15 protein-coding genes are annotated in these 19596 nt (G+C 36.3%); 10 read left to right on the forward strand and 5 right to left on the reverse strand.

Annotation, left to right across the window (positions count from 1 at the left end; translation table 11 throughout):
- Positions 1–559: 559 nt before the first annotated feature.
- On the reverse strand, positions 560–1462 hold the full coding sequence (locus LNP23_RS15020; RefSeq protein ID WP_047776528.1) for a DUF6268 family outer membrane beta-barrel protein: 903 nt from the start codon (positions 1460–1462) through the stop codon (positions 560–562).
- 327 nt (positions 1463–1789) lie between these two features.
- Between LNP23_RS15020 and LNP23_RS15025 the strand changes: the two genes are divergently transcribed.
- The 4 genes from LNP23_RS15025 to LNP23_RS15040 all read left to right on the forward strand — a co-directional run bounded on the left by LNP23_RS15025 (position 1790) and on the right by LNP23_RS15040 (position 4792).
- On the forward strand, positions 1790–2635 hold the full coding sequence (locus LNP23_RS15025; RefSeq protein WP_230001817.1) for a sensor histidine kinase: 846 nt from the start codon (positions 1790–1792) through the stop codon (positions 2633–2635).
- Positions 2632–3321: a LytR/AlgR family response regulator transcription factor gene (locus tag LNP23_RS15030; protein WP_230001818.1), complete on the forward strand. Its 690-nt coding sequence runs from the start codon at positions 2632–2634 to the stop codon at positions 3319–3321. The genes LNP23_RS15025 and LNP23_RS15030 overlap by 4 nt, the downstream gene beginning before the upstream one ends.
- A 231-nt stretch (positions 3322–3552) precedes the next feature.
- Positions 3553–4380 (forward strand): polysaccharide deacetylase family protein, encoded by an 828-nt coding sequence (locus tag LNP23_RS15035; protein ID WP_230001819.1) that lies wholly within the window; start codon positions 3553–3555, stop codon positions 4378–4380.
- An 88-nt stretch (positions 4381–4468) separates the two neighbouring features.
- Positions 4469–4792 (forward strand): hypothetical protein, encoded by a 324-nt coding sequence (locus LNP23_RS15040; RefSeq protein WP_047776533.1) that lies wholly within the window; start codon positions 4469–4471, stop codon positions 4790–4792.
- A 486-nt stretch (positions 4793–5278) separates the two neighbouring features.
- Here the strand turns inward: LNP23_RS15040 and LNP23_RS15045 are convergent, their stop codons facing one another.
- Positions 5279–6124 (reverse strand): AraC family transcriptional regulator, encoded by an 846-nt coding sequence (locus tag LNP23_RS15045; RefSeq protein WP_047776535.1) that lies wholly within the window; start codon positions 6122–6124, stop codon positions 5279–5281.
- A gap of 180 nt (positions 6125–6304) precedes the next feature.
- On the opposite strand from LNP23_RS15045, the gene LNP23_RS15050 reads away from it, so the two are divergent.
- The 6 genes from LNP23_RS15050 to LNP23_RS15075 all read left to right on the forward strand — a co-directional run bounded on the left by LNP23_RS15050 (position 6305) and on the right by LNP23_RS15075 (position 15275).
- On the forward strand, positions 6305–7219 hold the full coding sequence (locus tag LNP23_RS15050) for a dihydrodipicolinate synthase family protein (protein ID WP_047776536.1): 915 nt from the start codon (positions 6305–6307) through the stop codon (positions 7217–7219).
- Positions 7220–7486: 267 nt separating this feature from the next.
- Entirely contained in the window at positions 7487–9073 is a 1587-nt protein-coding gene (locus LNP23_RS15055) for an aldehyde dehydrogenase (NADP(+)) (RefSeq protein WP_230001820.1), read from the forward strand.
- 416 nt (positions 9074–9489) lie between these two features.
- Entirely contained in the window at positions 9490–10500 is a 1011-nt protein-coding gene (locus tag LNP23_RS15060; protein ID WP_230001821.1) for a 4-hydroxyproline epimerase, read from the forward strand.
- A gap of 73 nt (positions 10501–10573) precedes the next feature.
- Entirely contained in the window at positions 10574–11809 is a 1236-nt protein-coding gene (locus LNP23_RS15065) for an NAD(P)/FAD-dependent oxidoreductase (protein WP_230001822.1), read from the forward strand.
- Positions 11810–11812: 3 nt separating this feature from the next.
- Positions 11813–13114, forward strand: a complete 1302-nt coding sequence (locus LNP23_RS15070) for an aminopeptidase P family protein (protein ID WP_230001823.1) — start codon at positions 11813–11815, stop codon at positions 13112–13114.
- Between the two features lies 1 nt (position 13115).
- Positions 13116–15275, forward strand: coding sequence for a S9 family peptidase (locus LNP23_RS15075; RefSeq protein ID WP_230001824.1), 2160 nt, complete (start codon positions 13116–13118; stop codon positions 15273–15275).
- A gap of 684 nt (positions 15276–15959) precedes the next feature.
- On the opposite strand, the gene dnaN is transcribed toward LNP23_RS15075, so the two are convergent.
- The 3 genes from dnaN to gldF form a co-directional block, all read right to left on the reverse strand.
- Entirely contained in the window at positions 15960–17078 is a 1119-nt protein-coding gene (dnaN, locus tag LNP23_RS15080) for a DNA polymerase III subunit beta (RefSeq protein ID WP_047776545.1), read from the reverse strand.
- Between the two features lie 107 nt (positions 17079–17185).
- Positions 17186–18871, reverse strand: a complete 1686-nt coding sequence (gene gldG, locus LNP23_RS15085) for a gliding motility-associated ABC transporter substrate-binding protein GldG (protein ID WP_230001825.1) — start codon at positions 18869–18871, stop codon at positions 17186–17188.
- Entirely contained in the window at positions 18871–19596 is a 726-nt protein-coding gene (gldF, locus tag LNP23_RS15090; protein WP_230001826.1) for a gliding motility-associated ABC transporter permease subunit GldF, read from the reverse strand. The genes gldG and gldF overlap by 1 nt, the downstream gene beginning before the upstream one ends.

Genomic DNA, 19596 nt, shown 5'->3' on the forward strand with positions numbered 1-19596 from the left:
AAAAGTGCTGTTAGAAAAGAAATCATAATACTACTGATAATTTAAGGTGATGGGCAGTAAGACTATACTGCCCTTATTTTTTTTAAGTTTAAAAAAGTTGCGGAATAATTTTTTAGAAATTCTCCTTTGTTAGAAGTAACAGCTTTTATACTTTTCATCAGAGCTTTTTGAGTTCCTGTTTTCCGACTTCTATCTTTGATGATCTCGCCAAGTCGCCAAGCCGCTAAGTTTTGTCTTCTTATTTTTAAGCTTTCCCCTTTCTCATTAAAACTTTGCGATTTTGCGACTCTGCGAGATTTTTACTCCCTCCACAACTTTTGAATTTGATGCATAGATTTGAATGCTTTATAAAAGCCATTAAAAATTATAATTGACTTGTACAGCAGCATAGGGAGCAGACTTAAACTGAAATTTATCCTTAGTACTAAACATACGTCTTCTTATTTTTAAGCTTTCCCCTTTCTCATTAAAACTTTGCGATTTTGCGACTCTGCGAGATTTTTACTCCCTCCACAACTTTTGAATTTGATTCATAGATTTGAACGCTTTATAAAAGCAATTAAAAATTATAATTGACTTGTACAGCAGCATAAGGTGCAGATTTAAACTGAAATTTATCCTTAGTACTAAACATACTTTTTAAAGATTTCTCCGCATAATAGGCAGGACGTGCACCGCTAATTCCCACTGTAATAGGGATCGTAATGTGTTTGTTAATCTTAAACTCCGGTCTTAATCCTCCGACCATATATTGATGGGTAAAGATGACCTCTTTTCCTGCTCTTTGAGTAAGTGCCATTTGACCATTCATCAATCCAACAATACTTAGTGTAAAGTAGTCTGTCAGTTGATATCCTGCTGACGCTCGTACACCATCTAAAAGTGAAACGTTAAAGACGTATCTCCCGGGAGAATTATAGCTAAGATATAAAGCCGGGAATACCATAGGGAATCCAAATGAATTGTTGAAAGCAAGTCCACCGCCCAGATCTAATTTAGAATTGATTTTTTTGATAAAAATGACACCCGCGTTTCCAAGAATATTTCTGGCGCCCATTTTAGAGATTTGAGTCTGATCCGTAAATACGCCCGCTCCAACTGCTGTCAGGAGACTCCATTTTTTGCTAATCGGACGCATATTATACAACGAAAAGGATGCATTCACAATATCAGATACAACAAGTTCTTCGGTAAAATTTTTATTGTCTAAAGAAGCGTAAGCACCCGCTAGGGATACGCCCCAAACAACAGGAAGATTGTCTTTGTTCGTTTTCATTGAAATCGGAATATTGGCAGTGGCCTGATAAACGATTGCGGATCCTTTACCGTTTCCAATATTGTTATTCTCTTCATCGCCGTAGCGTGATTCCCCAATATATTCGGTTTGAATAGATATTTGCGCTTTAGCCTGCGTGATTCCCATTAGTAAAACTAACAAAGTAAGTAAGGAAGATGTTCTCATGATTTAATTTTTTTATTTGACAGGGCAAAACTATTCCAAGAGTTAAAAGTTTTTTTTTGGTTTTGACCAATGGCTTGCATTTGTTGACCAGTGGTTCTTGATATGATAGAAAATGCATTAAATTTACAATCAAACTTTATCAGTATGTTTACAATCAAAAGAATCAGCCTTCTTTTTTGGATCTTTTTATTCCTTGTTATTTTTTTGCAGTTAATGCTTTCGGGTATTCCAAAATTTAGTTTTCCGTGTGCTTTTTTAACTACAGGTTTTAATGTGCTGACCCTGCGTTTGCATGTATGTTTTCTGAATGTATTTATAAGAAAATATATGGAAACACATGATACGGGAAAATTCGTGTTTTCGGTACTTTTTATTAGTTCCATCACGGCCTTTTTTATTACAATAGAATGTTATTTAATAATTCGCTTTATGATGCCTGAAGCTGTTTATACGAAAAACGATATGATTTCCATGTTTTTTGGAACGTTTATGGCCAGTATCTTAGTTTCGGGTATGTGTTATTCTATCGAAATGTTTCGAAAGAATGTCGTCGCAGAGAAAAGACATCAGGAACTAAGAAATAGTGTGCTGGAAATGGAAATCGATCATTTAAGAACCCAACTTAGCCCGCATTTCACCTTTAACATACTCAATAATCTTCAGTTTTTGATTCGTAAGGATCAGGATGAAGCCTTAGAATTGTTGTCGGCCTACAGTAAAATATTGCGCTATTACGTCTACGAATCTCAGAATAAATGGATCAGATTAGACAGCGAGATTACTTTTCTAAAACATTATTTTGAGTTAGAAAAAGGCCGCTCGGGGGAAGATCTTGAGATTTCCTGTCAATGGGACATACCCGAAAATACACTTTTGGTAATTCCTTTTCTGTTATCGACGTTTGTAGAAAATGCGTTCAAGCACGTTTCTTCTTTCAGCGAAAAAAAGAACTACATAGAACTGCATGTTTTTCTAAAAGAGGAAAATCAATTGTTTTTGAAGATAAAAAATTCATTCGATTCAGAAGTGTTAAATCGCAAGAAGGCGGGAGTAGGGTTGACTTATGCTAAGAAAAGATTAGAACTTTCCTATAAAGATAATTATGATTTAGAGTTTGTTTCTGAAGCAGACTCTTATAGTGTAAGCCTTAAATTAAACTTGACCAACGCATGAAATGTATCGTAATTGACGACGAAAGAATTGCCAGAGAAGGTCTGGATTCTTTTATAAAAGAGATTGATTTTCTAAGTAATGAAGGGGTGTTTTCTAATGCGCATCTGGCTCTCGAAAAACTAAAAACAGAAACCATTGACCTGATCTTTCTGGATATAGAAATGCCATTGCTTAACGGACTGGAATTTGCAAAACGAATTGCAGACAAACCTTCAATGATTGTTTTCACAACGGCCTATTCGGAGTATGCCCTCAAAGGCTATAAGGTAAATGCTGTAGACTATTTGTTAAAGCCGATCTTTTTTGAAGACTTTAAAGCCGCGGTTTTTAAAGCCAAAAAGCTGTACGATTTAATGTATCAGCAGGAGTTGATTTCGAAACCTTTGTTTTTTAAAGAAAACGGGACGACTGTAAAAGTGCATCCAAGGCAAATAATGTATATCAAGAGTATGCAGAATTATATTGAAATATATACAGAGAACAGTAAAAAAATCATCATTCATCAAACCTTAAAAGGCATTATGGATCAGCTTCCCAATGCTGACTTTTTACAGATTCATCGCTGTTATATTGTGAATGCAAAATACATAACACATATTGATGGTTTCAAACTCTCCGTAAAGGACACTGTTTTGCCGATTGCAAGAAACCGGAAAATTAGTGTTATGGAGCGATTCAAAAATTAGAGAGGCTTGGTAGTGGCTTTAATTAATTTTAGCAAGTGATTATATTGCTTCCCATACAGCCTTCTGATGTTGGCACAGTTTCAATTTCACAGAAAAAAATGATTCCTATAAGAATGCTATAATACAAAATGTCCATGAGTTTAATACAACACTGATTTTGGAATGATGTATTTATCATTTGGCGACAAGATTTTCATACAAATGGATTAACAAGGTTATTCTTTTAAATTAATGAGTATATTTGAGAGTATAACTGTAGCCAAAATGAAACGATCCCAACTAGTAGTACTGTTGTTATTTATCGCTCTTGTAGTAATTCTCTTTGTGGATTTTGATGTCAAAGGTGACATTCCCGCTGCACCAAAAAAGAAACTGCCTAACCAACCGGGGATTGTATTAACTTTTGATGACGATTATGTAGATACCTGGTATAATGCCGAAAAAGAACTGCGTCCCTACAATTGGAAAGCTACTTTTTTTATCTGTAAGTACAGTGCCTTTACACCGGAACAAAAAGAAAAGCTGCATTATCTTCAGAATATGGGACATGATATAGCCGGACATGGTTACAATCATGAGAATGCCGTTAAATATGCCGCACAATATGGACTCGACGCATATATAAAAAACGAAATCCTTCCGCTAAAAGAAATCATGCGCAAAGATGGATTTGATATAAAGTCTTTTGCCTATCCCGACGGAGCCAGAAACAGTCAGCTGGATAAAAGGCTACTCAAATATTTTGATTTTATAAGGGGAACAACTTACGGTGAACTTAGACCGGAAGCTCAGTATTGTTATTATGAGAACAAACGTGTGATCTACGGTTTAGGAATAGACGAAGACTACGAACAGTTTAATCTGGAATATTACAAAAGCCTTTTACTTTACGCAAAAAAGCACAATAAAATTGTCATTTTCTACGGACATAAAACAGTAGACAAAGTAAACGATAGGTTAGAAACTCCGATCGGATTACTGAAACAGCTCTGTGCGTTTGCAATAGAAAATAACCTTAAATTTTATTCGGTTGATGATTTAAAGAACTTAGAAAAGTGATTGATTTCATTAGCCTGCAAGGAACTTTGCTTTTAAGTTTAAAAACCTAATTTTGATCTATAAGTAGTATAACATAAAACCCACCATTATGAAATCAGATTTTTACACCAAGTTTATTTTGACCGTTATTGCGATTTGTCTAAGCATTCTTACGCTTAAAAGTATTGACTTTATTCCAAAAGCTTATGGAGGAAGTTTAAAATCTGAAGATAAGAAACCGCTTTTAAATACGAATTACGCTTTAGTGCCAGTAAATTCTAATGGCACAATAGATGTCAACATAAAAAGTAGTTCAATGCTTGATGTCAATGTTAGTAAGGTCACTACATCAGATGAATTAGAAGTTAATATTACTGAAGTAGCAGGTTCTTCTCTACTATATGGAGCAGTGCCAGTAAAAATAAAACAATAGCGTTTGAGCCAATGGCAAGTAATACCATATCGTACTAAAATAATTAAAGAAAATCTAATTAATTCTAGTTGTTATTTAATAATTAGTTGGTCCTATTTGACGAAAACACAAAAAGATTGATTACCACCTGCTTCTGCTCAATGTCATTCAGTTAAGGATTGTAAAAAAAAGTCTCACGCAGATTTTAGCGGATTAAAATAAAAAAAATCCGCCGGATCCGCAGAATCTGCGTGAAAAAATATCTTCACTGAATGACATTGGGCTTCAGCTGGAGGTAAATGATTGAGAGGTGAATCATTGGGATTAGTCGAAAGATCCGGGGGTATAATTCGGCTAAAGCCATAAAATCCTGAACTACTTGTAATCCTCCAGCTGAAGCTGGAGGCTATTTATATTTTGGAGAGTTATAGATTTTATACTAAAGTCTCTCAGTTTCATTTAGAGTGAAACGGAGAGACTATTATAGAAAGCGTAAAATTTATCTTTTTACAAATTAAGTTTTCGGTATTGCAAAGGCGAAAGTTGCTTTAATTCTTTGAATTTTCGGTTGAAATTAGAGATGTTATTAAAGCCACATAACTCTGCAATTTCTAATACAGAGAGCTCTCCGCTACTCGATAATAGTTTTGCCGCCCGCTCAATCCGGACTTCGATGAGAAACTGAAAAAAAGATTTGTTGGTCCGGACTTTAAAATACCGGCAAAACGCATTTTTAGTCATACTCGCTATCGAGGCAATTTCGTCAAGAGTAATGTTTTTTTGAAAATTGGTCATTACATATTCAAAAACGGTTTGCATTCTCTTGCCTTCATTATCCGTTATTTTTTTATGATACAAGTAATTAGAGAGCGAGTTGTTCTCTGAGACCGAAAGCCATTTTACAATATCCAGAAACAGTATAAAACGAGAATAGCTGTCCGCTTTTTTGAGCTTCTTAAAATATTTAGTGACTTTTTTGGGAGCATTGTGAATGATGAATCCATTTTTGCTGCTTTCTAAGATCGGATGAATGTTTTTGAAGGTAGGCAATTCAAAAAAATCCTTTCCAAAAGAATTAAAAGTAAAAAATAAGGTTCGCATAATAGAAGTTTCGTTTTCCTGAACGTCGCTTCTAAAAACGTGAGGTAAATTACTGCCAATCACTAATACATCGCCTTCGCGATATTGTGAAATGGTGTCTCCGGCAAAAATGGCTCCTTCTCCTTTTTCGATAAAGCTGATCTGAATTTCTTCATGTTGGTGTAATTTGTCGTAAAAAGAGATTTCTATATCTTCTTGATAGATAAGGGGTTCTTCTCCAGATTTAGGGATCTTAAATGGAAAAACTTTCATGGTTTGGTTGGTTAGTTATAATCAAATATATTGCATTTTAACAAAAAAATGATGATATAGTGATCAGTTTTTTATGTTTATTGACTATACAGGGTAATATAGTATTGTTTTGAGGTAATTATTTGCCTGAATGCTCTGTTGTTTCTAGATAATTTTGGTCTATAATAAAAAATCAATAGTATGAGTATTCAATGGAACGGCGTTATGCCGGCAGTAACTACAAAATTTACTGCAGATGATAAGTTAGACTTCAATATGTTTGAAGTTAATATGAAGGCACAATTAGAGGCCGGTGTATCAGGAATTATTTTAGGTGGAACATTGGGGGAAGCCAGTACACTTTTGGAAGACGAGAAAAGAGAGTTGGTCAAACATACTGTTGCACTTACTAATGGTAAAGTACCTGTGATTATGAATATTGCAGAACAAACTACAAGAGGAGCAATTTTGGCAGCCAATAAAGCGGAGCAAGATGGAGCAAAAGGTTTGATGATGTTGCCTCCAATGCGCTACAAAGCTTCTGATCACGAAACGGTAGTTTACTTTTCTGAAGTAGCCAAAAATACTTCCCTTCCGATTATGGTCTATAACAATCCTGTCGATTATAAAATCGAAGTGACCTTAGACATGTTTGAAGAATTATTAAAATATGATAACATTCAGGCTGTAAAAGAATCTACAAGAGATATCTCAAATGTGACGCGACTGATTAATCGTTTTGGAGATCGTTTAAAAATCTTATCAGGTGTTGATACACTGGCATTAGAAAGTATATTGATGGGGTCTGACGGATGGGTATCAGGTTTGGTTTGTGCCTTTCCGGCAGAAACTGTCGCGATTTTTAACCTGGCTAAAGCAGGAAGAATTGATGAGGCTTTAAAAATTTACAGATGGTTTTTACCTTTATTAGAATTAGACATTAATTCTTTTTTAGTGCAAAACATCAAACTGGCAGAAGTGGCTACAGGAATAGGCAGCGAGCACGTTCGTGCCCCAAGATTACCGCTTCAGGGTTCAGAAAGAGAAAAAGTTTTAGGTATTATAGCCGAGGGATTGCGTACCAGACCAACACTACCGGATTATAAAAACTTATAGGGATGTTGCTCAACGAGTAATTATTTTTAACACATAGGAACATAGAAAAAAAGCAGGAAGAGTATATGGCAAATCATAATTTGACGCGTAGCTTATGTGATTTTAAACAAAGTGAAACGCCTTTTAAGGGAAAGAAAACTATGTCTCTATGTGTTAAAAAAAAAGATTTTCAGGAATATAGCCTAACAACAATACAATCATTAGAATCGATTTTATAGGTTATATTCTTTTAAGTAGGCATAATATTTATTTATAATACCAACAAACATGATTACAGGAAAAAATTATATAGGAAGTCAACTCAAAGCTGGGGGAACAAAAACCGTAAAAACGTTTAATCCGCAATTGAATATCGAAAATCCTTGGGTTTTTACAGAAGCAACTACTGAAGAAATTGAAGAGGCTGTTGCTTTAGCCAATCAGGCATTTACCAGTTATAAAAAATGTTCCGGCTTAGAAAAAGCACAGTTTTTAAATGCTATAGCAGATGAAATTTTAGCGTTAGGGGACGAATTGTTGGTTCAATATTGTAGCGAATCCGGTTTTCCAAGGGGAAGAGCAGAGGGAGAACGAGGCAGGATGATCGGACAATTGCGTTCGTTTGCTGTTATGCTTACCGAGGGAAGCTGGGTTCAGGCTACAATAGACACTGCAATACCGGACCGACAACCGGCTCCAAAAGAAGATTTGCGCAAGATGTTGGTACCATTAGGACCAATTGTAGTTTTTGGCTCCAGTAACTTTCCTTTTGCATTTTCAACCGCAGGAGGAGATACCGCTTCGGCTTTAGCTTCGGGTTGTCCGGTGATTGTAAAAAGCCATTCGATGCATATTGGAACCGGTGAAATGGTTGCTTCGGCCATTATTAAAGCAGCACAAAAAACAAATATGCCCGAAGGTGTTTTTTCAAATCTGGTAGGAGGAGGAAGAACATTAGGTACCAGTTTGGTAAAACATCCACTAGTAAAAGGAGTTGGGTTTACAGGTAGTATTAGCGGTGGTCGTGCTTTGTGCGATTTGGCAGCACAACGTCCCGAACCAATTCCGGTTTTTGCCGAAATGGGAAGTGTTAATCCTGTTGTATTATTACCTGAAGCTTTGAAAGTAAACAGTCAGAAATGGGCAGCTGCTTATGCGGGTTCTATTACTTTAGGAGCGGGTCAGTTTTGTACCAATCCCGGTTTATTACTGGCAGTTAAAGGAGCTGAATTAAATGATTTTGAGACCGAATTAACAACAGCCATCGAAAAAATAGAGCCTTTGTGTATGTTGCACTCCACAATGCAAGCTGATTTTGAAAAAGGAATTGCAGAAAAGGAAAGCCAAAAAGGAGTTTCTAAAGTCGCTCAGTTTAAAGGAGAAGTATTACCCAATTACGGTCGTCAGACTATTTTGAAAGTAAGCGGAGAAGAGTTCTTAAAAAATGAATCATTAAGTCATGAGGTCTTTGGACCTTTTTCGATTCTAGTGGAATGTGAGGATGAGGTACAGTTGATCCAAATAATTAATAAATTAGATGGACAGTTAACCGGAACAATCATCAGTGAGGAGAAGGAATTACAAAAACACCAAGCTGTAATTTTTGCCTTGCAAAATCGCGTTGGACGTTTGATTTTTAATGGAGTTCCAACAGGAGTTGAAGTATGCGCGTCTATGTTACACGGCGGACCGTATCCAGCCTCTTCAGATTCGAGGTTTACGGCAGTAGGAACACATGCTGTTTACAGATGGGTGCGTCCTTTGAGTTATCAGAACTGGCCGGACGATTTGTTGCCAGCCGAGTTGCAAAACAATAACCCGCTGCAAATTTCACGAACAGTAAATAATAAACTAACACTAGCCGGTTGTGACTAATTTTTTAACACATAGAAGATAACCAATTGCAACCTGATTTTTTTGCCACGAATTTCACAAATTGTTTTTGCCACAGATTAAAAAGATTCGCACAGATTATCTAATAATATTAATCCTTTTAATCTGTGGCAAAAAATAGAATCTTAATCTTTTTTTAAGAAAATTGATGTTTCTATGTATTAAATAGAATTCGTTTGGATAGAAACAACAGGTTGACAGCAGTTGCGAGTGATTTTCTAACACATAGAGACATAGCTTTAAAAGCTTAAAAAGAGGGGTTTCACTTATTCGTAAATCATATAGAAATCTATGTGAAGGATATGTATTTCTTTTTTGTATTCTTCATTAATGTTAAAGAAAATCTATGTCTCTATGTGTTAAATAAAAACTAACCGGTTACTATTACCTTATAACTAATGCTAAAGAAAACTTTTTTTTGTGTAGATGCACATACCTGCGGGAATCCCGTGAGAGTGGTTGCCGGTGGAGGACCAAATTTAGTGGGACAATCCATGAGCGAAAAACGCCAACATTTCTTAAAAGAATTTGACTGGATTCGCAAAGGACTTATGTTTGAACCCCGTGGTCATGACATGATGAGCGGTAGTATTTTGTACCCGCCAAGTGATCCCGCCAATGATTTCGGAATCTTATTTATAGAAACATCAGGTTGTTTGCCTATGTGTGGACATGGAACTATCGGAACCATCACCATTGCAATCGAAGAAGGTTTGGTGATCCCAAAAGTTCCAGGTAAGATCAGAATGGAAGCACCGGCCGGTTTAGTACAAATCGAATACCAGCAAACAGGAGCTAAAGTAGATTGGGTACGTCTAACCAACGTCAAATCGTATCTTGCTGCTGAGGGATTAACTATTAATTGTCCCGAACTGGGCGAGCTTGTTTTTGATGTGGCCTATGGCGGAAATTATTACGCGATTGTAGACCCACAGGAGAATTTTTCGGGTGTTCAGGATTTCACCGCAAGTAAAATTATTCAGTACAGTCAGGAATTGCGCAATAGGATAAACGAAGAATACCCGCATTATTTTATTCACCCCGAAAACAATACCATTAGAGATGTAACCCATATGTTGTGGACGGGACAGCCAATTGATTCCAGTTCATCAGGAAGGAATGCTGTTTTTTATGGAGACAAAGCCATAGATCGCTCTCCTTGTGGTACCGGAACTTCAGCGAGAATGGCGCAATTGCATGCGAAAGGAAAACTGAAAGTAGGCGAAGAGTTCATTCACGAAAGTTATATCGGAAGCAAATTTATTGGAAAAGTAGTTGAAGAAACAGCTATTGGAGACATTCCTGCGATTGTTCCAAGTATTCAGGGCTGGGCAAAAGTATACGGTTATAACAATATCATTATTGATGAAAGCGACGATCCTTACGCATTCGGATTTCAAGTGATTTAAGAATAAGATAAAATAAAGTGGTATTGCTAAAAGAACGAATTTGGTCAATGCACTTTTAATTAATATAAAATGTATGAAAAAAGTAGGTATTGTTGGTGGTGGAATTATCGGTCTGTGTTCCGCTTATTATCTTGCTAAAGAAGGTTACGAAGTAGCTGTTTTTGATGAATCAGCGATGGAAGACGGTTGCTCGTACGGAAACGCGGGAATGATTGTGCCTTCTCATATTATCCCTCTGGCGCAACCCGGTATGATCGCACAGGGTATGAAATGGATGTTTGACAGTCAGAGTCCATTTTATGTAAAACCACGTTTAAATACCGATTTATTGAAATGGGGTTTACAGTTTTATAAACACGCGAATAAAAGTCATGTAGAAAGAGCCATGCCCGCTTTACGAGATCTGTCTCTGTTAAGTAAAGAGTTGTATCAGGATTTCGCAAAAGAAAACAATTCTTTTTTTTACGAAGAAAAAGGACTTTTGATGCTTTATAGAACTGATAAAGTAGAAGAAGAAATGTACCACGAAGGCAAAGAAGCCGAGCGTTTGGGGCTGGAGGTCAATTACCTTTCGAGAAGAGAGGTAGAAGCTTTAGAAACCGGAACTAAAACAGATGTAATTGGTGGCGTTCATTACAAAAGTGATGCACATTTGTATCCGCAGAAATTCATGAAGTTTATTAAAGAGGAACTAGTTCGTTTAAAAGTAGAAGTACACCAACATACGACCGTTAAAGATTTTGTTTTTGAAGGAAATAAGATCGCTAAAATAGGAACAAGTAAAGGTACTTTTGCAGTAGATGAAGTGGTATTGGCGGCAGGATCGTGGAGTCCTTCGTTGGCTAAAAAGTTAAATATTGGGATCTCAATTTTACCCGGAAAAGGATATAGTTTTACATTGAAAGACAGAAGTCAAAAACCAAGTATTCCATCGATTTTATGCGAAGGAAAAGTGGCTGTAACTCCTATGAATAACGATATTCGTTTTGGTGGAACTATGGAAATTACACATACGGGAGATACTAAAATAAATGAAAACCGATTACGCGGAATTGTAACTAGTATCAACGATTTTTATCCCGACATGCAGATCGAAATGCCAAAAGCAGAAGAGACCTGGTTTGGATTCCGCCCTTGCACACCATCCGGAATGCCGATCATTACAAAAGATAAAAAAATTGTAAATTTGACACTAGCTACCGGACATGCCATGATGGGATTAAGTCTGGCACCGGCAACAGGAAAAATTGTAACCGAAATTATAGCCGGTAAAACGACTTCGGTAGATACTAAGATGTTTCAAATTTAAAATATGAGATACGACTCAATTCCAGTTTCCTTATTCGAAAAGAATCGAAAAAGGTTTACTGATAAAATGCAAAAGAATAGTTTGGCTATTCTGACTTCAAATGACGTGATGCCCAACAATGCAGACGATGTAATGGGTTTTGCACAAAACAATGATTTGTTTTACTTGTCCGGAATTGAACAGGATGAAACAATATTGGTTCTTTTTCCCGATGCTTTCAAAGAAGAGAATCGGGCTGTTTTGTTTGTGAAAGAAAGCAACGAGAACACCGTGCTTTGGGATGGTAATTTTTTAACAAAAGCAGAGGCCACCACTATTTCAGGCATCAAAAATGTAAAATGGATTGCAGAATTTGAAAAAACCTTGCAACTTTTTGCTTTTGAAGCTGATACCTTTTATTTAGGACACAACGAGCATATCAAAAGAATTACTGCCGGGATGCAAACCAGACAAGATCGAATGATTCAATGGTGCAAAGAAAAATATCCATTGCATCATTACGAACGTGCTGCAAAAATTACCCGTGATTTGCGACCAATAAAATCCGATGAAGAAATTGATCTGATTAAAAAAGCGATTGCCATAAGTGTCAAAGGATTTCATGGAATTTTAAATGCTATTCAACCTAATATAAAAGAATACGAATTAGAAGCTGAATTGGCCTACGCCTCTGTAAAAAACGGAGGAACACGATCGGCATTTAAACCTATTGTTGCTTCCGGTAAAAATGCCTGTTCGCTTCATTACAATACAAACGATCAGGTTTGTGGTGAAGGTGAAATGGTTTTGGTTGATTTTGGAGTTTGTTATGCCAATTACAATTCAGATACCACGCGCTGTGTTCCCGTAAATGGCGTTTTCAGTCCAAGGCAAAAAGCAGTTTATGAAGCGGTTTTGCATTGTTTGAAAGAAGGATCGAAACTTTTGAAACCCGGAATATTGTCTAAGGATTATGAGCTCGAAATGGCAAAATTAATCGAGGCAGAATTGCTTAAACTGGGTTTGATAACACAGGATGAAATTGCAAATCAGAATCCCGACAACCCCGCTTATAAAAAATATTTCATGCACGGTACTGCACACCACCTTGGTTTGGATGTGCATGATGTAGGCTTGTACTCGAGACCTTTTGAAAAAGGAATGGTACTGACTTGTGAACCCGGAATTTACATACCGGAAGAAGGAATTGGCTGTCGTTTAGAAAATGACTATCTGTTAACTGAAAACGGAAATATTAATTTGAGCGAAGCATTACCAATTGAAATCGCAGACATCGAAGGTTTAATAAAAAATAACAAACAATAATATGAAAAAGTACTTGATTCTTGTATTCTTTATCTGCACATCTGCTTTTGCTCAGAGCGATATTGATATAAATGATCTGAATTGGTTGCCCGATTCCCATTCGTTTTGGGTAAACGAAAACAATAACCTGAAAATTTATGATGTTGATCAATTAGACAAACACACTACTATCTTAACTCAGAAACAGTTGTCTGAATCGGGTTTTAGCGGAGAAATTGAAGGTATAGTGTGGAATGCTGCAAAAACGAAAGTATTGCTGTATACCAATTCAAAAAAGGTATGGAGAGCCAATACAAGAGGTGATTATTGGTTTTTTGATCTGGCCACAGGAAAAGGAAGAAAGCTGGGTAAAAATCTGGAGGAGTCGTCTTTGATGTTTGCTAAATTTTCGCCTGATAATGAAAATGTAGCCTACGTTTCAAAACACAATATTTATCTTGAAAATCTACAAACTGAAAAAGTAACGCCACTGACAACCGATGGAACCGATAAAATTATCAACGGAACATTTGATTGGGTGTATGAAGAAGAATTATCGGCAAGAGACGGTTTCAGATGGAGCCCTGATGGCAAAAGTATTGCTTTTTGGCGCGTGGATGCATCGGCGACCAAATTTCATTTGATGATTAATAATACCGATTCGTTATATCCGGTGGTAGTTCCTGTAGAATACCCAAAAGCAGGAGAGCGACCTTCTTCTGTTAAAATCGGGACTATTGATATTACCTCATTACAAACCAATTGGTTAAATATTCCCGGTGAACCGGATAATAATTATTTGGCTCGTATGCAATGGCTTACCAACCAATCGGTAATGGTAGTGCAGTTAAACCGCAATCAAAATCAGGCTACTATTTACAACTGTGATACAAAATCAGGTACAGCAAAGGTGGTTTACCAAGAAGAAGCAGCAGGATGGATTGATGTTTTTGATGTTTCTTCGGGTGTATACGATGGTTTTCCTTGTCATTTTGTTGATAATGGAAAAGCCTTTTTATGGAGTTCTGATGCAGACGGCTGGATGCATATCTATAAAATTAGTATGGATGGCAAGAAAAAAGAGCTTATCACAACGGCTAATTTTGATGCCTATTTTATGGCTTATAATGATAAAACAAAAACGATCTATTATGAGTCAAGTCCGACAGATGCCACACAGCGCTATTTGTATGAAACGAATCTAAATTCAAAAAAGACAAAAAGAGTTACTCCGGATGCATTTGACGGAACAAATAAGTACCGTTTTTCTACAGATGCGATGTATGCAAGACATCTCAATTCAAGCATAAATAGAGACTATAATATACGATTAGTAGCCTTGTCGGGACATAAAAAAATACTGCCAAAAGAAGCCGACACTTTTCAAGCTCCAAGAAGGAACTATTCGTTAGAAAAATTCAAAGTAACCACCGTTGATGGAATAGAAATGGATGGTATAATGGCAAAACCACTGGATTTTGACCCTTCAAAAAAATACCCTGTGTTTTTCTATGTTTATGGAGAGCCAATGGGAGCGGTTGCCAACGATACACCGTATTTTTATTCGCTTATAGCGCCATTAATTCCAAAAGGATATATCGGTATAGCGATGGACAATAGAGGAACTCCTGTCATGAAAGGGACCCAATGGAGAAAGTCTATTTATAAAAACATCGGAATCATCAATACCCACGATCAGGCAATGGCAGCAAAAGAAGTTATAAAGTGGAATTTTATTGATGCCGACAGAGTAGCGATTCACGGTTGGAGTGGTGGTGGAGCTGTAACCTTAAATCTGATATTTCAATATCCGGAAATTTACAAAACGGGTATTGCAATTTCGGCAGTTGTAGACCAGCGCTTTTATGATAATATTTATACAGAGCGCTACATGGGACTTCCTGAGGGTAATGAAGCAACCTATAAAAAAGCATCTCCTGTAACGTACGCTAAGAATCTAAAAGGAAATTTATTGTACATTCACGGAACAGGTGATGACAATGTGCATTACAAAAACGCTGAGGTTTTAATAAACGAATTGATCAAATACGATAAAATGTTTGATTTAATGATTTACCCGAACCGTTCGCACGACATCGATGAAGGAGAAGGAACTACTAAACACTTAATGGATACTTTTGTGAGGTATATAGAAAAAAACTGCCCTCCCGGAGCAAAGTAAGCTCAGATAGAATTAAAAAAGGCCCTCTTATAGTTGGTAAGGGGGTCTTTTTTTTTGCCTGAACGTATTAAGGTTTCAAGTTTTAAGTTTCAGGTTTCAGGTTTCAGGTTTTTGACCTAGATGTGAGGGGGCAATGAGTAGGATCAAGTCCAAAAGTTATGTAGCGGTAAATTTTGTCACGAATTGCACCAATTTCCACTAATTGTTTTTTTTACCAATTGCGTGAATTAATTTGTGGAAATTTGTGTAATTCGTGTTTGTTTTTTTGTCTGAACGTATTAAATGTTTCAGGTTTCAAGTTTCAGGTTTTCTTTGGGGGTAATTACGAGAAGTGCAATGATGACCAATTGATGATCTCGCAAAGACGCCAAGCCGCTAAGTTTTTTCTACTTTATCATTAAGACTTTGCGATTTTGCGTCTTTGCGAGATTTTAAAACATTGAAACCAAAAAAGTCTCAGTCATAGTTTAAACCTGAAACATGAAACCTGAAACATGAAACATGAAACCTGAAACAAAAGCACCCCCCCAAACACTCCCCCAAATAAAAAACCGCAACTCTTTATCGGAATTGCGGTTTCTAGGTATAAAAAATGGTTGGTTAATAGCGATATTTTTTTTTTACAATGATATATCTTTAATTTGAAACTAAAAAACACCCCTGTAACAAAATCAGGTTTTGATGTTAACTATTTAACATTACAGGCATTACCAACATGGTAACGGTTTCTCCTTCTTCTAAACCATCAACAGGAGTTAGAATACCGGCTCTGTTTGGTAATGACATCTCCAACATAATCATATCGGATTGTAAGTTGGTTAACATTTCTGTTAAGAAACGAGAGTTAAAACCAATTTGTAAGTCATCACCTTGATAATCACAAGTCAATCTCTCTTCTGCTTTGTTTGAGTAATCAATATCCTCTGCAGAAACATTCAATTCAGCTCCTGCGATTTTTAAACGAATTTGGTGCGTAGTTTTGTTTGAGAAAATAGCCACACGACGAACAGAACTTAAAAATAAAGAACGATCGATCATCAATTTGTTTGGATTTTCTTTTGGAATTACCGCTTCGTAATTAGGGTATTTTCCATCAATCAAACGACACATTAAGATATAGTTGTCAAATGAGAAAGTCGCATTTGAATCGTTGTATTCGATTTTTACTTCTGCATCAGAAGAACCTAAGATACTCTTTAAGATGTTTAAAGGTTTCTTTGGCATAATAAAATCCGCCACCTGAGATGCTTTTACATCTGTACGGGCATATTTTACTAATTTGTGCGCATCAGTAGCGACAAAGATTAAACCTTCCGGTGAGAATTGAAAGAAAACCCCCGACATTACCGGACGTAAATCATCATTACCGGCTGCAAAAATAGTTTTACTTACCGCAGTTGCCAAAACTTCTGCAGGAACTAAAGTTACGGATGGTTCTTCTAGACTTACTGCTTTTGGAAATTCGTCTCCTGAAGCGTATGCTAAAGCATATTTTCCTGAATTTGAACTAATTTCTACTGTATTGTTATCTTCAACAGTAAAAGTTAAAGGTTGTTCCGGAAACGTTTTTAAAATTTCAAGCAAAAGCTTAGCAGGCACAGCCACACTACCTTTACTTGTAGAATCGATAGATAAAGTAGCCGACATTGTAGTTTCAAGATCCGAAGCTGAAACGGTCAATTCGTTATTGTCTAGTTCAAATAAAAAGTTGTCTAAAATAGGCAACGTATTGTTACTGTTGATTACACTACCTAAAACTTGTAATTGTTTTAATAAGTACGAACTCGATACTATAAATTTCATCTGTTATATTTTATTTTTTGAGGTGTATTTTAGCTAATAAAGGCTAAATATACGGATTACAAATATATCGTAAACTATCTAAAGTAGTACAATTTTTTTATTAACATCTATTTGCTGTATTTTCTTTTACGGATGTAAGTAAATGCAAGTCCGAAAATCAATAAAATAAGAATTGGAAGCCCGATAGTTATGAATTGTGTACGACTGTAATTGTCGCTAACTTTATCTTTATCGAGTAAAGGCAGATCAAGATCTTTACTTCTAATGTTAATAAGTCCGGTGTCATCCAACAAATAATTGATGCAATTCATCATAAAATCTTTGTTGTCGTACAGTTTTCCCGTACGCTGATCGTATCCCAATTCTACAGGCATCCTGTTTTTATCTAATTGATTTTTGGCTAAATCGCCATCAGAAATCACAATCATTTTAGTCGGTTTTCCTTTGGCTAAAAAAGAACCTTCTTTAAAGGGTAAAACACGGTTTTCAAATGCCGAATGGAAAGAGCCTTCCAATAAAACAGAAAGTGGTAAATCACCTTTATCAACATATTCCTGAGGAGTCGTTTTTTCGTTTACAATATCCAAATTAATCTCAGCCGGAGTCCCGATTATTTTTGAATATTGAGAGGATTGTAATAAGACCGTTTTTTTGATTCCGTTTTTCAAAGTATCAATCGGACTGGCAAAATCAAATTTAATACCGCCTAAGTTTTTTACGATCGGATGTGAACTTGTCGGATAAACTTCAGGGGCATATTTCCATTTAAATTCCTGATATTGGGTAGCACTTCCTTGTTCACCCGTAGCTAATTTTATCGGAGTACCGTATTCGTCCTTTACTAAATCAGGGTTGATTCTGAATCCGTATTTGAAGAACATATCGTTTAGATTTAAATCTCTCGGATACGCCAGAGTAGCACCCGATTGATTGTACAGACTGTCCATGTCTGCTGCAACCTGATCGATCAACCAAAGCGTTTTTCCACCATTCATAATAAATTGATCCAGAACCTGCTTCTCTTCATCAGAAAAAGTTTCGGTTGGTTTCGATATAATGGCTAAATCGTATTTTTTTAAGGCCTCTAAAGTCCCAGTTGGACTTTTAGACACAGAATCTAATGTAAAAGGACCGATATAGTAACTCTCGCGGATCTGCATGAGCATTTTCGCAATATGAATTTCATTGATCTCGCCATTTCCTTTAATAATAGCAACTTTCTTTTGTTTGTCTTTGGTGATTTTATTGATAGCGTCCGCAATCGAATATTCTAAATGTTGAATAGATCCCATCACTTTTTGCTCCGTTGAAGCCCCCATTCTGTTTTTCAACAAAGGAATATTGACTTCTTTATTGTTGTAAACCGCAACTGCCCAAGGAAAAACCATTGCTCGAGATTGTTTTCCTTTGTCGTCAACGGTGATGTTTATTGGCGTAAGACCTTTTTGATAAAGAGATTTTATCAGATCCATGCTTTCGTCTTTGTTTTCCAACGGATCCACAAATTCAAAAACAATATGGTTGTTATAAGCTTGAAATTCTTCTAACAATTGTTTGGTTTCCTGCTGTAAGCGTCTGAAATCTGCAGGAAGATCGCCCTGCATATAAATCTTAATCGATAGCGGATTCTGAACTTGTTTTACGATGTTTAAGGAAGTTTCAGATAGCGTATATCGTTTGTCTTTGGTTAAATCAAATCGGTGGAAATACAGACTACCAAGTACATTTAAAACAATTAAAATGAAAACAGTAATCCCTAATGTTTTGATATTTTGTTGAGTGAATGCTTTCATTAGGCTTTCAAAGATTTTAATTTATAAACGGTAAAAGACAGAAATAGAACCGTAACGCTCAGGAAATAAATCACATCACGCGTGTCGATTACACCACGGCTCATACTTTTAAAATGATCCTGCATACCCAATGCTGAAATAATAGGAAAAGAACCCGGAATTAAGGTGGATAAACCTTCAAAACCAAAGTAAAAGATAAAACACAGAAAAACCGAAATAATAAAAGCAACAATCTGATTTTCGGACAGGGTAGAGGTGAAGATTCCGATGGCGGAATAAGAAGCGATTAAAAACAACAATCCGAAGTAAGAACCAATCGTGCTTCCCATATCGATATTTCCTTCCGGAGCACCCAAAGATGAAATGACTTCAACGTAAATAAAGGTTGGAATTATAGCCAAAACGATCAGGAGTAGGGAACCTAAAAACTTTCCGTTTACAATTTCCCAAATCGATAAAGGTTTAGTTAAAAGCAATTCTAAAGTGCCTTGTTTTTTCTCATCCGAAAAACTGCGCATGGTAACCGCCGGAATCAGGAAAATCAAAATCCACGGTGCTAAAGTAAAAAACGGAGTCAGATCGGCATAACCGGTATTGAGAATATTGTAATCTCCTTCAAATACCCATAAAAAGAGCCCGTTGCTAATTAAGAAAATAGCAATGACCAAATAGCCAATAGGAGAACCAAAAAAGGATTTTATTTCTCGTAAAATGATTGATTTCAT

The sequence above is a fragment of the Flavobacterium cupriresistens genome, assembly GCF_020911925.1.
In the GTDB taxonomy this organism is placed as follows: domain Bacteria; phylum Bacteroidota; class Bacteroidia; order Flavobacteriales; family Flavobacteriaceae; genus Flavobacterium; species Flavobacterium cupriresistens.

Coding starts and splice junctions, on each gene's coding strand:
- LNP23_RS15060 (WP_230001821.1), top strand. CDS start 9,490: ATGCTAAAGAAAACTTTTTTTTGTGTAGATGCACATACCTGCGGGAAT.
- LNP23_RS15030 (WP_230001818.1), top strand. CDS start 2,632: ATGAAATGTATCGTAATTGACGACGAAAGAATTGCCAGAGAAGGTCTG.
- LNP23_RS15065 (WP_230001822.1), top strand. CDS start 10,574: ATGAAAAAAGTAGGTATTGTTGGTGGTGGAATTATCGGTCTGTGTTCC.
- LNP23_RS15050 (WP_047776536.1), top strand. CDS start 6,305: ATGAGTATTCAATGGAACGGCGTTATGCCGGCAGTAACTACAAAATTT.
- LNP23_RS15055 (WP_230001820.1), top strand. CDS start 7,487: ATGATTACAGGAAAAAATTATATAGGAAGTCAACTCAAAGCTGGGGGA.
- dnaN (WP_047776545.1), bottom strand. CDS start 17,078: ATGAAATTTATAGTATCGAGTTCGTACTTATTAAAACAATTACAAGTT.
- LNP23_RS15035 (WP_230001819.1), top strand. CDS start 3,553: ATGAGTATATTTGAGAGTATAACTGTAGCCAAAATGAAACGATCCCAA.
- gldF (WP_230001826.1), bottom strand. CDS start 19,596: ATGAAATCAATCATTTTACGAGAAATAAAATCCTTTTTTGGTTCTCCT.
- LNP23_RS15075 (WP_230001824.1), top strand. CDS start 13,116: ATGAAAAAGTACTTGATTCTTGTATTCTTTATCTGCACATCTGCTTTT.
- LNP23_RS15045 (WP_047776535.1), bottom strand. CDS start 6,124: ATGAAAGTTTTTCCATTTAAGATCCCTAAATCTGGAGAAGAACCCCTT.
- LNP23_RS15040 (WP_047776533.1), top strand. CDS start 4,469: ATGAAATCAGATTTTTACACCAAGTTTATTTTGACCGTTATTGCGATT.
- LNP23_RS15025 (WP_230001817.1), top strand. CDS start 1,790: ATGGAAACACATGATACGGGAAAATTCGTGTTTTCGGTACTTTTTATT.
- LNP23_RS15070 (WP_230001823.1), top strand. CDS start 11,813: ATGAGATACGACTCAATTCCAGTTTCCTTATTCGAAAAGAATCGAAAA.
- gldG (WP_230001825.1), bottom strand. CDS start 18,871: ATGAAAGCATTCACTCAACAAAATATCAAAACATTAGGGATTACTGTT.
- LNP23_RS15020 (WP_047776528.1), bottom strand. CDS start 1,462: ATGAGAACATCTTCCTTACTTACTTTGTTAGTTTTACTAATGGGAATC.